Source organism: Sphingomonas abaci (assembly GCF_014199625.1).
GTDB lineage: Bacteria > Pseudomonadota > Alphaproteobacteria > Sphingomonadales > Sphingomonadaceae > Sphingomonas > Sphingomonas abaci.
On sequence record NZ_JACHNY010000002.1, the window covers coordinates 38,364 to 52,942 of the forward strand.

Consider the following 14,579-nt stretch of genomic DNA (forward strand, 5'->3'; position numbering starts at 1 on the left):
CCGTCCGGTCAATCGCCAAAATTCATCCCTTGGTAACGTCCCGTCGCAACAGAGATTAACGGCGCGGAGGCACGGGTTCGATCGACTCGGGCGCGTTGGCGACGATCTGGAGCATCGTCGTCCAGGCCGCGACGTTCTGGCGAAGCTGGGCCGGATCGACCCGGTCCAGCGTGTCCTCGGGCGTGTGATGATAGTCGAAATAGCGCAGGCCCGACTGGTTGAGGTCGACGCCCGCCACGCCGGTCTTCACCACCGGAGCGATGTCGGTGCCATCGCCCGCCGTGCCGGTGCCGCGCACAATGCCGAGGGGGGCGAGCGTCACCGCCAGCCGGTCGCCGATCGGCTTGGCGGCGGGACCGAAATTCGTCTCGAAGCGCCACACCCGGTCCGCGCCGAAATCGCTCTCGCTGGCGGTGGCGTGATATTCGCCGGCATGCGCCCTGGCATAGGCCTCACCGCCGAAGCCGCCGATCTCCTCGTCGCCGAACCATACCACGCGGATCGTGCGGCGGGGGCGACCGGCGTCCATCACCAGCTTGGCGGCGGCGGCGGTGATCGCCACGCCCGATGCGTCGTCGATCGCGCCGGTGCCCAGGTCCCAGCTGTCCAGATGCCCGCCGACCAGCACGATTCCCGCCCTGGGGTCGGTGCCCGGCACCTCGGCGACAACATTGCCGGATTCGCGGTCGCCGACGAAGCGCGGGGTCAGGGTAAGCTTCATCGTCACCGGCTTGCCCAGCTTCAGCATTCGTTCCAGATTCTCGGCGTCCGCGACCGACAGCGCGCCCGCCGGGATCGGTGCGACGCCCGCGTCGAAATTGGTCGTGCCAGCATGCGGCCCGCGGCCATGGTCGGTGCCGATCGAACGGATGACTAGCGCCGCGGCGCCCTTCTGCGCTGCGACATTGGGGCCGACGAAGCGCGCCGAGCCCGCGCTGCCATAGCTGGAGCCGTCCTGCGTCGGTTCCATCGCATTGGAGACGAAGGCGATCTTGCCCGCCAGGCTGCCAGCGGGGGCGAGCAGCAGGTCGTTGAAGGTCGGGAAGTAGACGACCGGCGCGGTCAGTCCCGCGGCCGGGGTCGCGCCGGTGTTGCCGAGCGCGGTGACATGGAGCGGCTGGGCATAGAGGCCGACGATCTCCGCCGTTTCGGCTCCGCGCTCCCAGACATTGTGGAGCGTATAGGGTTCGATGCGGACATTCTTGAAGCCCAGCGCCTTCAGCCGGGCGACCGCCCAGTCGCGGGCATAGGCCTGGCGCGCCGAGCCGCCGGTCATGCGTGGGCCGACCTCGGTCGTCAGCCCCTCGACCAGGGCATAGGCGGTGTCGTCGCTCATCGCCTGGTCGCGCAGGCGCGCCGCCTTGGGGTCGGGCGCGACGGGCAGCGGCGTCGCGCGGGGGCGGGTGGCGGTGGTCGGACCGCCCGGCGGCGGCGCGACGGGCTGCTGCGCGGCGAGCGGGCTTGAAGCGAGCAGCAGGGCCAGGAGGGCGGATTTCATGGCATTCCCTTTTTCGTGTTCCGGTACAGGGCGTAAGGCGCGCACTGCCGGTCCGACAAGCCCCCGTTTCGCACCGGCCCCGCCCCAGACCCGACCCCGCGTTGCCCCCGCGTTGCCAAGGTGCGGACGGATCGCTATCTCTGGCGCGACATCCCGCACAATCCAACACGGAGCCGCGCGCCCATCATGGCCGTTCAGTATACCTACGTCATGAAGGGTCTGACCAAGACCTTTCCGGGCGCCAACAAGCCCGTCCTCAACAACATCCATCTCCAGTTCATCCCCGGCGCCAAGATCGCGATCATCGGCCCGAACGGCGCGGGCAAGTCGACCCTGATGAAGGTCATGGCCGGCCTGGACACCGATTTCGTCGGCGAGGCGTGGCCCGCCGAGGGCATCCGCGTCGGCTATCTGGCGCAGGAGCCGCAGCTCGATCCGTCCAAGGACGTAATGGGCAACGTCAAGGACGGCGTGCGCCCGGTCGCCGACCTGGTCGACCGGTTCAACGCCATCTCGGCGGAAATGGGCGATCCCCAGGACGACACCGATTTCGACGCGCTGATGGAGGAGATGGGCGATCTCCAGGCCAAGATCGACGCGGTCGACGGCTGGTCGCTCGACAGCCAGCTCGAACAGGCGATGGAAGCACTGCGCTGCCCGCCGGGCGATGCCGACGTCACCCGCCTGTCGGGCGGCGAGAAGCGTCGCGTCGCGCTCTGCAAGCTGCTGCTGGAGAAGCCGGACATTCTGCTGCTCGACGAGCCGACCAACCACCTGGACGCCGAAAGCGTGTCGTGGCTGGAGAACTATCTGAAGGAATATGCGGGCAACGTCATTCTCGTCACCCACGACCGCTACTTCCTGGACAATGTCGTAAACTGGGTGCTCGAGCTCGATCGCGGCCGTTACTATACCTACGAGTCCAATTATTCCGGCTATCTGGAGAAGAAGGCCAAGCGGCTGGAGCAGGAGGAGCGCGACGAGGCCGGCAAGCAGAAGGCGATCGCCGACGAGCTGGCCTGGATGCGCCAGACCCCCAAGGCCCGCCAGACCAAGTCGAAGGCGCGTATCCGCGCATTCGAGGAGTTGATGGAGAAGCAGGAGAGCCGCGTCGCCGGCAAGGCACAGATCCTGATCCAGATCCCGGAGCGGCTGGGCGGCAAGGTGATCGAGGCCAAGGGGCTGACCAAGTCGTACGGCGACAAGCTGCTGTTCGAGGGGCTGGACTTCATGCTGCCGCCGGGCGGCATCGTCGGCGTGATCGGACCGAACGGCGCGGGCAAGTCGACCTTGTTCAAGCTCATCACCGGGCAGGAACAGCCGGACGGGGGCACGATCGATATCGGTTCGACCGTGAAGCTCGGCTATGTCGACCAGAGCCGCGACCATCTCGATCCGAACAAGAATGTCTGGCAGGAGATTTCCGACGAGCTGGAGGTCTTCCGTTTCGGCAAGCAGGAGCTGGGCACGCGCGCCTATGTCGGCGCGTTCAACTTCCGCGGTCCCGACCAGCAGAAGAAGGTCGGCCAGCTCTCGGGCGGTGAGCGCAACCGCGTCCACATGGCCAAGATGTTGAAGGAGGGCGGCAACGTCCTGTTGCTCGACGAGCCGACCAACGATCTGGACGTCGAGACGCTGCGCGCCTTGGAAGAGGCGCTGGAGACCTTCGCGGGTTGCGCCGTGGTCATCAGCCACGATCGCTTCTTCCTCGACCGGCTCTGCACGCACATCCTGGCCTTCGAGGGCGACAGCCATGTCGAATGGTTCGAGGGCAATTACGAGTCCTACGAAGAGGACAAGCGCCGTCGCCTGGGCGATGCCGCCGATCGCCCGACACGCCTGGCCTATAAGAAGCTGACGCGCTGATTTAGCCGGCTTTCGATCCCTCCTCCCCCGACGGGGAGGGGGGCACCGTCTCGCTCGGCCCTATCCGTAGGATGGTGGAAGAGATCGTCGCGAAACCTACGATACCACCCCGGCGAAGGCCGGGCCCCGGTTGGGGGACGTTGGTAAGCTACCCCGACCGGTCCGTACCTGGACCCCGGCTTCCGTCGGGTGGTGCGGTGTGGGGCGATGTAGTGGGCTTCACGACGACTCCGTCAAACGCGCAGTTGCGAGTCGCCGCCTGATCCACGCCGCCACGTCGTCCGGCTTGGTGACCGGGATCATATGCCCACCCTCGATCAGCGTCAGTTCCGCGCCCGGCACCGCGGCAGCGAGACGTTCACCGTGCAACACCGGGTCGAGAATCCGGTCCCCGTGGCCGTAAAGGATGCCAAGCGGCATCCGCAGCGTCGGATAGCGGCGCATCATCTCCGGCAAGTCGATGTTCGCGGCCGCCATGTCGGCGGAGGCCGACTCGAACGTCCCCGGCCGCGTCACCAGCGCGCCGCCGCCACGCGTCGCGAAATCCGCCGGCACCGGATCGGGCGCGAAGATCAGATCGCGGCCCCTGGCGCCCGCCAGCAGCGTCGCCGGCGTCGCGATCGTCCAGGCCGCCGCCCGGCGCAGCGCCCGCGAGCGGATGGCCAGGCCGCGAAAGGCGGGCGGCACATCCTCGATCGTCTGCGTCAGCGGCGCGATGAGCGCGAGTCCGCCGACCAGGGCGGGGTGATCGAGCGCCAGCGCCAGCGCGACCGCGCCGCCCAGCGAGTGGCCGACGATCAGCGGCCGTTCCACGTCCAGCCGCTCCAGCAGCTTGGCGATTACCGCCGCCTGCGCACGGACGGCGTTCGCGCCGATCGCTTGCGAATAGCCCGAGCCCGGCCGGTCGATCAGGATGACGCGGTGATCGGCCGCGAGCCGGTCGAGCAGGCCGTGGCTGAAGTTGCGCATCTGTCCGCCCAGTCCGTGGATCATCACGATTGCCGGGCCAGTGCCGCCGTCAAGGCAGTGCAGCCGCACGCCATCGACCTCGACGAAGCCGCCGTCCGGCGGCACCAGCCGCTCGACCCGCCGCCGGTTCCAGGCGGCGAACAGCGCCAGCGCGCCCACCGCTGCGACGCCGACGCCTGCCGCGACCACCGGCCGCGGCATCGTACGGGCGGGTACTGCCCTGGCCGGCGCGCCGCTGACGGTGCCGCCGAACTGCATCACGCCATCCGCCACCGATCCCAGCGACAGCGCGGCCAGGTCGAGCAGGTAGTTCTGATGAACCCGCCACGGCGCCTTCGATCCTTGGTGCGGCAGCGTCGCGGCCGCGCGCTGCACATAGCCGGAGGTGAAGCTGAGCAGCGGCTCGGCCGTGATGTCGGGATCGTGCTGGCGCGGCACGCACCAGCCATGGCCCTGTTCGTCCATGTGCCGGATCAACCGGCAGGCATAGCGCGCGGTCAGATCGCATTTCAGCGTCCAGGAGGCATTGGTGTAGCCGAAGGCGAGCGCCAGGTTGGGCACATCCTCCAGCATCATGCCCTTGTAGACCATGCGGTCCTGTGGCCGGACGGCCAGACCGTCGACGATCAGCTCGACCCCGCCGAACAGCTTGAGCGTCAGGCCGGTGGCGGTGACGACGATGTCCGCCGGCAGCAGACTGCCCGATTCCAGCCGCACCCCCTCGGCCACGAACCGGTCGATCCGGTCGGTGACGATCGTCGCCCGGCCCGACCGGATCGCGGTGAACAGGTCTGCGTCCGGCACCAGGCAGACGCGCTGGTCCCAGGGCGCATAGTCGGGCGAGAAGTCGCGCGTCACCTCGTAGCCTTGGGGCAGTTGCGAGCGGACGTTCTTCAGGATCAGCGCCTTGACCCGCTCGGGCCGTCGGCGGGCCAGGGTGAAGGTGGCGATGCCGAGCAGGATGCTCTTCCACCGCGCCGCCGCACCCGCCGCGCCGCCGGGCAGCAGCGTGGCGGCGGCGCGGGCGAAGCCGTCGCGCGAGGGACGCGACACGATATAGCTGGGCGAGCGTTGCAGCATCGTCACCTGCGCCGCTGCCTGGGCCAAGGCGGGGACCAGCGTGACGGCGGTCGCGCCGCTGCCGATCACGACGATGCGCTTGCCGGCATGGTCCAGCCCCTCGGGCCAGTGCTGCGGATGAACGAGCGTGCCGCAGAAGTCGGCCAGGCCGGGCCAGTCGGGGCGATGGCCCTGGTCATAGTCGTAATAGCCGCTGCCCATGTAGAGGAAGCGGCAGGTCCATGTTTCCGTACCGGCCTCGGCCGCCACGTCGAGTGTCCAGCGCGCCTCCGCCGACGACCACCGGGCCCGCGCCACCCGGCGGCCGAACCGGATATGCCGGTCGATGCCATATTCGCGGGCGGTCTCGGCGATATAGTCGCGGATCGCCGCGCCATCGGTGATCGCGCGGTCGCCGCGCCATGGGCGGAAGGGGAAGCCGAGCGTGTACATGTCGCTGTCCGAGCGGATGCCGGGATAGCGGAACAGATCCCAGGTCCCGCCGATCGCGTCGCGCGCCTCCAGGATCGCATAGCGCTTGCCGGGGCACTCGGTCTGCAGGCGGTAGGCGGCGTCGATCCCCGACAGGCCGGCCCCGACGATCAGCACGTCGACATCGCGGCCGGGGGGTGAGCTGTCGGTCATGCGCCTGTCCTGTCCTGCTGCCGGTGGTCCGCGCCACCGATCCGTCATACGACGTGCTATCGAGGCTGGTTCCCCGCCGCAACCGCGCTGTCCCGCGTCGCCAGATGGTGGAGAACGATGCCGCTGGTGGTCGCCACGTTGAGCGAGTCGAAGCCGTCGGCCATGTCGATCCGCACGCTGCGGGTGCGCGCCAGTAGGGCGGGGGACAGGCCGGGGCCTTCCGCACCGAGCAGCACCGCCTGCCGCCCCTGCGGGCGGAGGTCGGCCAGCCGCTCGGCTCCGTTCGGGCTGAGCGCCAGCGGCGAGAAGCCATAGGCGTCGAGCAGCGCCAGCGCGTCCGCGCCGGCCGCCAGCCGTGCGAACGGCACCAGCAGCGTCGCGCCGACCGAGACCCGGATCGCCTTGCGATAGAGCGGGTCGCAGCAATCCCGGTCGAGCAGCACCGCACCGGCGCCGAAGCCGGCGGCGTTGCGGAAGATACCGCCCATATTGTCGTGGTTGGCGATGGCGGACAGCAGCAGCACGTCACGCCCGGCGGCGGCGGCAGCGGCCAGCGCCTGGTCGGGCGTAGGCGGATCGACCCGCCGGCCGATCGCCAGGATGCCGCGATGAAGCGGAAAGCCGGCCACCGCGTCCAGCACAGGCTGGTCGGCGGTATAGACCGGCAAATCGTCGGGCAGCCGTTCCATCAGCGTCGCCAGCGCCGCCACGCGCTTGTCGGCGATCAGCAGCGACTGCGGCCGGGCCTGCGTGCTGTCGACCAGCTTCTCCAGCACCACCTTGCCCTCGGCGACGAACAGGCCGTCGCGCCCGACCAGATCGCGCTCGCGCACGTCGCGATAGGGCGCGATGCGGGCATCGGCCGGGTCGTCGATGGCGATCAGTCGCGGCATGGCCGGTCAGCGGCCGTGGCGCAGCATCCCTTGCCGAGGCGCGTCATTTCGGCGAGCCGGCGATGGATCCAAACCAACCATGATGCGATGCCAGGACCGCCAGCCATAGGCGCATGTCAGGACTGGCCCGGCCGGATGTCGTCGAACCGCTCGACCGCCACCGCCGGGCCGGTGCCGCTCGGCGCGGCGGGGGCGGTTGCGTCCGGGTCCTCGCGCGGGTCGAGCCCACCCTCCCATTTCGCGACCAGCGAGGCGGCGATGGCGTTGCCGATCACGTTGGTGGCCGAACGCCCCATGTCCAGGAAATGGTCGACCGCCAGGATCAGCAGCAGACCCGCCTCGGGGATCTTGAACATCGACAGCGTGCCCGCGATCACCACCAGCGACGCGCGCGGCACGCCGGCGATCCCCTTGGACGTGACCATCAGGACCAGCAGCATGGTGACCTGCTCGCCGATCGACAGTGGGATGCCATAGGCCTGAGCGATGAACATCGACGCGAAGGTCATGTACATCATCGAGCCGTCCAGGTTGAACGAATAGCCGAGCGGCAGGACGAAGCTGGCGATGCGCGGCGGCACGCCGAACCGGTCGAGCGCCTCCAGCGTGCGCGGATAGGCGGCCTCCGAGGAGGCGGTGGAGAAGGCGAGGATCAGGGGGTCGCGAATGTAGCGGATCAGCAGGCGCGTGCGCCCGCCGACCAGCAGGAAGGCGATGCCGATCAGCAGCGCCCAGAGCAGCACCAGCCCCAGATAGAAGCTGCCCATGAAATAGCCCAGGTCGCGCAGCACGCCCGGACCGCGCTCCGCCAAGGTCGAGGTCACCGCCGCGAACACCGCGACAGGAGCGAATCGCATGACGTAATTGGTGATCTGGAGCATTACCGCGACCAGCGCCTCGACCGCGCGAGTCAGCGGCGCGGCCTTCTCGCCGACCGCGGTGATAGCGACGCCGACGAAGATCGAGAAGACGACGATCTGAAGGATCTCGTTGGTCGCCATCGCCTCGACCATCGATTGCGGCACGATATGGCTGACGAACTTGGTCGCGTCGAAGGCGGTGCGCGCGACGCCGCTCGCCTCGTTGGCCGGTGGCAGCGGCAGGGCCAGGCCGACGCCGGGTTGCAGCACGTTGACCAGGATGAGGCCGAGCGTCAGCGACAACAGGCTGGCGGTGACGAACCAGGCCAGGCTCTTCGCGCCGACCCGGCCCAGCGCCGAGGTGTCGCCCATATGCGCGATGCCGACGACCAGGGTCGCAAAGACCAAGGGCGCGATGATCATCTTGATCAGGCGGAGGAACAAGGTGGTCAGGATCGAGAAATAGCCGGCGATCTCGCTCAGCCGCGCGGCCGAGGCCGGGCTGCCGTCGTCGATCGCGACATGCAGCCCCCAGCCGAGCACGAGCCCCGCGACCAGCGCCGCCATGATCCAGTACGTAAGGCGCTTGGCCATCCAACACTCCCGATTGCGCCGGACAGGAAGGGGATTGCGGCGTTCAGGTCAAGGGGGGCAGGTCAAGAGGGGCTGGCGTTCGGGGCTGCCGGCGGCCATCCTCTCGCCGATGACGATAATCTCCCGCCGCGCGCTGATCGCCGCCGCCACCGCCGCGCCCCTCCTGTCCACAACCGCGCTGTTGCGCGCGGCCGAGCCGGACCTGTCAAGTCTTTCCAACCTGACCAAGGACGCCGTGCCCATCCAGCCGGCCGAACGCGCCGCGCGGCTCGCCCGTGCGCAGGCGCTGATGAAGGCGAACGGCATCGGCGCGGTGTTGATCGAGCCGGGATCGTCGATGATCTATTTCACCGGCATCGCGTGGGGGCGCAGCGAACGGCTGACCGCCGCGATCCTGCCGGTGGAGGGGGCGCCGTGCGTCGTGACGCCCTTCTTCGAGGAACCTTCGGTCCGCCAGACGCTGGCCGTGCCGGCCGAGGTGCGGGTCTGGCAGGAGGATCAGGACCCGTTGGCGGTGGTGGCGGGACTTCTGCGCGACCGCAAGCTCGCCGGGCAACCAGTCGGGATCGAGGAGACGGCCCGTTTCTTCGCGTTCAACGGACTGGCGCGGGCGTTGCCGGGGGCGAAGCTGGTTTCCGCCAACCCCGTCGTGCGCGGATGCCGGATGCGTAAATCAGCGGCCGAGATCGCGCTGATGCAATTGGCGACTCAGGTGACGCTTGCCGCCTATCGCTGGACCTATGACCGGGTCGAGCGTGGCATGACCGGTGCGGAGATCGGCGCGCTGATGAACGCCGCCACCCGCGCGCTGGGCGGCGCGCCCGAATTTGCGCTGGCGCTGATCGGTCCCGCCGCCGCGCTGCCGCATGGCAGCCGCGAGGTGATCCGGGTCGCCGACGGACAGGTGGTGCTGATGGATTGCGGCTGCGCCGTGCAGGGCTATCAGTCCGACGTGTCGCGCAGCTGGGTGCATGGCCGCGCGAGCACGGCGCAGCGCCGCGTCTGGGATCAGGTCGCGCGCGGACAGCAGGTCGCACTGGCGGCAGCGCGGAACGGCACGCCCGCCGGTGCGGTCGACGATGCGGTGCGGCGTTATTACGAGTCGCTCGGCTATGGCCCCGGCTATCGCCTGCCCGGCCTGTCGCATCGCACGGGGCATGGCATCGGGCTGGACGGGCATGAGCCGGTCAACCTGGTCCATGGCGAGACCACGCCCCTGGCGGCAGGCATGTGCTTCTCCAACGAACCGGGGCTCTACTTGCCCGGCACCTTCGGTATCCGGTTGGAGGACTGCTTCCACATGACCGAGGCTGGGCCGCGTTGGTTCTCGACCCCGCCGACCTCGATCGACGCGCCGCTCGGCTGAGACGGTTCTTCGGGAGAGACACGCGCCGGCAAGGCGCATCGTACTAAAGCGCCGGCAGGCGTCTAGGGTCGCTGCGGAACGATGGTGTTGCGGCTGGCCCTGGGCGACCCGCCACCGCAGGAGCCCAGGGCCTTTCGCCTCACAGCGCCAGGTCGGGGTGGCGATCGACGCGGACGCGCGTCGCCGCCGGGCGCGGCGTGGTGGCGACATGGACGGCGGGGGAGGGGATGGCGAGCTGCAGCGTTTCCGCCGTCGCGTTCCACTCATGCGCCAGCAACTGAGGATCGTCGTTCAGCTTCACGCCATAGCTCGGCACGATCTCGCGCAGCTTGGCCTGCCAGGACGGGTTGGCCAGGCGATTGGCGAAGACCTGCTTGATCAGGTTGAGCATGATCGACGGCGCGGTGGATGCTCCCGGCGACGCGCCGAGCAGGGCGGCGATCGTGCCGTCCTTCGAGGCGACGATTTCGGTGCCCAGCTTCAGTACGCCGCCCTTTTCGGGGTCGCGCTTGATGATCTGCACGCGCTGCCCCGCCTGCCATAGCCGCCAGTCGCCGTCCTGCGCCTTGGGCAGATATTCGCGCAGCGCGTCCATCCGGTCCTTGTCCGACAGCATGAGCTGCCCGGCCAGATACTCGACCAGGTCGAAATCGTCCCAGCCGACCGCCAGCATCGGCCGGAAATTGTCGAGGGTGACCGACTTGGGCAGGTCGAAATAGGAACCCTGCTTCAGATATTTGGTGGAGAAAGTGGCGAAGGGGCCGAACAGCAGCGTCTGCTTGCCGCCGAAATAGCGCGTGTCGAGATGCGGCACCGACATGGGCGGCGAGCCCACCGCCGCCTTGCCATAGACCTTGGCGAGATGGCGGCCGGCGATAGCCGGATTCTCCGTGACCAGGAACGATCCGCCGACCGGGAAGCCGGCATAGGCGTCGCCCTCCGGAATGCCGGATTTCTGCAGGATCGGCAGCGCGCCGCCGCCGGCGCCGGCGAAGACGAAGCGTGCGGTGATGACCTGCCGCTCGCCGGTCTTGCGGTCGTGCGCGGTGACCCGCCACGTGCCGTCGGCATTCTGTTCGAGCTCGCGCACTTCATGGCCGGTCGTCAGACGAAAGCGGTCGCCCTTGCGCAGCGACGCGATATACTGCCGGGTGACCTCGCCCCAGTCGCAATCGGTGCCGAGCGGCGAGCGCGTCGCCGCCAGCGCCTGGCCGGGATCGCGCCCTTCCATCATCACCGGCACCCAGGCGGCGATCTGCTTGGGGTCGGTGGTGAACTCCATGCCGGAGAAGAGCGGGCTGGCGCCCAGCGCCGCATGGCGCTTGCGCAGGAACTCGACATTCTCCGCGCCCCATACCAGGTTCATATGCGGCGTGGAGTTGATGAATGAGCGCGGCCGGGCGAGCGTGCCGGCGCGCACCTGATGGCTCAGGAACTGGCGGGTGGTCTGGAACTGCTCATTGATGTCGATCGCCTTCTGGATCTCGACCTTGCCGTCCTTGGCGTTGACCGGCGTATAGTTGAGCTCGCACAGCGCCGAATGGCCGGTGCCGGCATTGTTCCAGCCGTTCGAGCTTTCGTCGGCGACTTGATCGAGCCGCTCGACCATCTCCTGCGTCCAGTCGGGCTCCAGCTCCCGCAGCAGCACGCCCAGCGTCGCGCTCATGATGCCGCCACCGATCAGCAGCACGTCGACCTTGCGCTCGGCGACGATGCGGCCGCCCGAGCAGCCGGCCAGCGTCGTCGCCGCACCGGCCGCCAGGGCGGAGCCGAGCAGTCCGCGTCGGGTCACGCCCTCGGCAACAGGGGTTTCGGGCTGGGGCGAAAGCGGCGCGTTCGATGGGGGCACAAGGCGTCTCCTCGGTGGCTGCGCCGCCGCGCCCCATCGTCCGCGATGGGACGGGAGGGTGGGGCGACGCCGCCAGATGGTCATGTCGACCCCGGATACCCGCCGACCTTCAGCAGACGGCGCGGGCACCCACGGTCGTGGCTGCAATCCTCGCCTTGTATGTGATGTTATATAGCATCTCTCCGCCGCATGATCGTGCGTGGCGGACGATGACATGCCCATGACAGCATGGCCGCTTGGGTGCAAGCGCGGGACGGCAAGCCACGCTTGCCGCTTGAGGGCGGAACGACACTCGCCTAAGCCCGCATCCATGACCTCGACCAACGACATCCGCCGCGGCTTTCTCGACTATTTCGGCAGCCAGGGGCACCAGATCGTGCCGTCCGCGCCGCTGGTGCCGCAGAACGACCCGACGCTGATGTTCGTGAACGCCGGCATGGTGCCGTTCAAGAACGTCTTCACCGGGCTGGAGAGCCGGCCCTATTCGACGGCCACGTCCAGCCAGAAATGCGTCCGCGCCGGCGGCAAGCACAACGACCTGGACAATGTCGGTTACACGGCGCGGCACCATACCTTCTTCGAGATGCTCGGCAATTTTTCGTTCGGCGACTATTTCAAGGAACAGGCGATCCTCAACGCCTGGACGCTGCTGACCCGCGAATGGGGTTTGCCCGCCGATCGGCTGACCGCCACCGTCTATCATACCGACGACGAGGCGTTCGACCTGTGGCGCAAGATCGCCGGCCTGCCCGAGGAGCGGATCATCCGCATCCCGACCAAGGACAATTTCTGGGCGATGGGCGACAGCGGTCCGTGCGGGCCCTGCTCCGAGATCTTCTACGATCATGGCGACCATATCTTCGGCGGCCCGCCGGGCAGCCCGGACGAGGATGGCGACCGATTCGTCGAGATCTGGAACCTGGTGTTCATGCAATATGAGCAGGATGCCAACGAGATCGTCGGCGAACTGCCCAAGAAGTCGATCGACACCGGCATGGGGCTGGAGCGGATCGCGGCGGTGATGCAGGGCGTCCACGACAATTACGACACGGACACGTTCAAGGCGCTGATCGCCGCCTCGACCGCGCTGACCCATACCGATGCGGAGGGCGAGCGCCGGGCGTCGCACCGGGTGATCGCGGACCATCTGCGCTCGGCCGGCTTCCTGGTGGCGGACGGCGTGCTGCCGGCCAATGAGGGGCGCGGCTATGTGCTGCGCCGGATCATGCGCCGTGCGATGCGCCATGCGCACCTGCTGGGCGCCAAGGATCCGCTGATGCACCGGCTGGTCCCGGCGCTGGTCGCGGAGATGGGCGCGGCCTATCCCGAGCTGGTCCGCGCGCAGCCGCTGATCGAGGCGACGCTGCGCCAGGAAGAGACGCAGTTCCGCAAGACATTGGATCGCGGGCTGAGGCTGCTCGACGAGGCGACGACGGACCTTCCCGCGGGCGGCACGCTGGCCGGCGAGACCGCGTTCAAGCTCTACGACACCTATGGCTTCCCCTTCGACCTGACCGAGGATGCGCTGCGGACGCAGGGCCTCCAGGTCGACCGCGCCGGCTTCGACGCGGCGATGGCCGAACAGAAGCGCGCGGCCCGCGCCGCCTGGAAGGGGTCGGGTGCCAAGGCGTCCGACGACCTGTGGTTCGACATCGCCGAGGAGAGCGGCTCGACCGAGTTCACCGGCTATTCGACCGATGTCGGCGAGGCCGAAGTGGTCGCGCTGGTCAAGGACGGCGCGCGTGTCGACCATGCGACGGCCGGCGACACGGTGGCGATCGTAGTCAACCAGACGCCCTTTTACGGCGAGAGCGGCGGCCAGGTCGGCGATGCCGGCACCATCGCCAGCGATGCCGGCCTGCGCGCGATCGTCACCGAGACGTCGAAGCAGCTCGGCCGCGTCTTCGTCCATCATGCGATCGTCGAGGCGGGCAGCATCAAGGTCGGCGACCCCGTGAAGATGGCGATCGACGTCGCCCGTCGCGCGCAGATTCGCGCCAATCATTCCGCCACGCACCTGCTGCACGAGGCGCTGCGCCAGCGGCTCGGCACCCATGTCGCGCAGAAGGGCTCGCTGGTCGCGCCGGAGCGATTGCGCTTCGACGTGTCGCACCCGGTCGCGATGACGGCTGAGGAACTAGCCGATGCCGAAGCCGCGGTGAACGCGCAGATCCGCGGCAATGGCAGCGTCACCACCCGGCTGATGAGCCCGGACGAGGCGATCGCGGAGGGCGCGATGGCGCTGTTCGGCGAGAAGTACGGCGACGAGGTCCGTGTGGTGTCGATGGGCACCGAGGATGGTGGCCAGACCTATTCGATCGAGCTCTGCGGCGGCACGCACGTGACCGCGCTCGGCGATATCGGCCTGTTCAAGGTGGTCGGCGAGGGCGCGGTGTCGTCCGGCGTCCGCCGCGTCGAGGCGCTGACCGGCGAGGCGGCGCGGCAATATCTGGTCGGCCGCGACGAGACGCTGCGCGCCACCGCCGCCGCGCTCAAGGCGACGCCGGACGAGGTGCCCGCCCGCGTCGCCGCGCTGATCGAGGATCGTCGCCGGCTGGAGCGCGAACTGGCGGACGCGAAGAAGGCGCTGGCGCTGGGCGGCGGGCAGGGCGGCCCGGTCGGTCCGGAGCAGGTCGGCGCGACCGCCTTTATCGGGCAGGTGCTGGACGGCTTCGACGCCAAGGGTCTGCGCGGCGCGGTGGACGAGGCCAAGCAGCGGCTCGGCTCGGGCGTCGCGGCGATCGTCGCGGTCAATGACGGCCGCGCCTCGATCGCGGTCGGCGTCACCGCCGATCTGGTCGGCACGTTCAGCGCGGTCGACCTGCTGCGGCGCGGCGTCGCGGCGCTCGGCGGGCAGGGCGGTGGCGGCCGGCCCGACATGGCGCAGGGTGGTGGTCCCGACGGCAGCAAGGGCGAGGCGGCGCTGGCTGCGATCCGCGCCGTGCTAGCTGGCGAGACAGTCGCCGCCTGATCCAGCCAA

Annotated in this window: 8 protein-coding genes; 3 read left to right on the top strand and 5 right to left on the bottom strand. The window is 68.9% G+C overall.

Annotated elements, in window-relative coordinates; translation table 11 throughout:
* Positions 1-55: 55 nt before the first annotated feature.
* Positions 56-1,498, bottom strand: a complete 1,443-nt coding sequence (locus GGQ96_RS05320; protein WP_184112383.1) for a M20/M25/M40 family metallo-hydrolase — start codon at positions 1,496-1,498, stop codon at positions 56-58.
* A gap of 186 nt (positions 1,499-1,684) precedes the next feature.
* On the opposite strand from GGQ96_RS05320, the gene ettA reads away from it, so the two are divergent.
* Positions 1,685-3,364, top strand: coding sequence for an energy-dependent translational throttle protein EttA (ettA, locus tag GGQ96_RS05325; protein WP_184112385.1), 1,680 nt, complete (start codon positions 1,685-1,687; stop codon positions 3,362-3,364).
* Between the two features lie 219 nt (positions 3,365-3,583).
* Here ettA and GGQ96_RS21320 read toward each other — a convergent pair whose 3' ends face one another.
* The 3 genes from GGQ96_RS21320 to GGQ96_RS05340 all read right to left on the bottom strand — a co-directional run bounded on the left by GGQ96_RS21320 (position 3,584) and on the right by GGQ96_RS05340 (position 8,384).
* Positions 3,584-6,037, bottom strand: a complete 2,454-nt coding sequence (locus GGQ96_RS21320) for an alpha/beta fold hydrolase (protein WP_184112387.1) — start codon at positions 6,035-6,037, stop codon at positions 3,584-3,586.
* Between the two features lie 56 nt (positions 6,038-6,093).
* Positions 6,094-6,930, bottom strand: coding sequence for a TrmH family RNA methyltransferase (locus GGQ96_RS05335; RefSeq protein WP_184112389.1), 837 nt, complete (start codon positions 6,928-6,930; stop codon positions 6,094-6,096).
* A 116-nt stretch (positions 6,931-7,046) separates the two neighbouring features.
* The gene (locus GGQ96_RS05340; RefSeq protein ID WP_184112391.1) at positions 7,047-8,384 is read right to left on the bottom strand and encodes a dicarboxylate/amino acid:cation symporter; all 1,338 of its coding nucleotides are present in this window, start codon (positions 8,382-8,384) and stop codon (positions 7,047-7,049) included.
* A gap of 109 nt (positions 8,385-8,493) precedes the next feature.
* On the opposite strand from GGQ96_RS05340, the gene GGQ96_RS05345 reads away from it, so the two are divergent.
* A complete protein-coding gene (locus GGQ96_RS05345; protein ID WP_184112393.1) occupies positions 8,494-9,750 on the top strand; it encodes a M24 family metallopeptidase in 1,257 nt (418 codons plus the stop codon).
* 139 nt (positions 9,751-9,889) lie between these two features.
* On the opposite strand, the gene mqo is transcribed toward GGQ96_RS05345, so the two are convergent.
* A complete protein-coding gene (mqo, locus tag GGQ96_RS05350; protein ID WP_343058929.1) occupies positions 9,890-11,599 on the bottom strand; it encodes a malate dehydrogenase (quinone) in 1,710 nt (569 codons plus the stop codon).
* 310 nt (positions 11,600-11,909) lie between these two features.
* Between mqo and alaS the strand changes: the two genes are divergently transcribed.
* Positions 11,910-14,570 carry an alanine--tRNA ligase gene (alaS, locus tag GGQ96_RS05355; RefSeq protein ID WP_184112397.1) on the top strand — a complete coding sequence of 887 codons (2,661 nt, stop codon included), beginning with the start codon at positions 11,910-11,912 and terminating at the stop codon, positions 14,568-14,570.
* The last annotated feature ends 9 nt before the right edge of the window (positions 14,571-14,579 follow it).

What these genes read in the sequence shown, in the direction of transcription:
- alaS (WP_184112397.1), top strand. Translation starts at nt 11,910, where the DNA reads ATGACCTCGACCAACGACATCCGCCGCGGCTTTCTCGACTATTTCGGC.
- GGQ96_RS05345 (WP_184112393.1), top strand. Translation starts at nt 8,494, where the DNA reads ATGACGATAATCTCCCGCCGCGCGCTGATCGCCGCCGCCACCGCCGCG.
- GGQ96_RS05320 (WP_184112383.1), bottom strand. Translation starts at nt 1,498, where the DNA reads ATGAAATCCGCCCTCCTGGCCCTGCTGCTCGCTTCAAGCCCGCTCGCC.
- GGQ96_RS05340 (WP_184112391.1), bottom strand. Translation starts at nt 8,384, where the DNA reads ATGGCCAAGCGCCTTACGTACTGGATCATGGCGGCGCTGGTCGCGGGG.
- ettA (WP_184112385.1), top strand. Translation starts at nt 1,685, where the DNA reads ATGGCCGTTCAGTATACCTACGTCATGAAGGGTCTGACCAAGACCTTT.
- GGQ96_RS05335 (WP_184112389.1), bottom strand. Translation starts at nt 6,930, where the DNA reads ATGCCGCGACTGATCGCCATCGACGACCCGGCCGATGCCCGCATCGCG.
- GGQ96_RS21320 (WP_184112387.1), bottom strand. Translation starts at nt 6,037, where the DNA reads ATGACCGACAGCTCACCCCCCGGCCGCGATGTCGACGTGCTGATCGTC.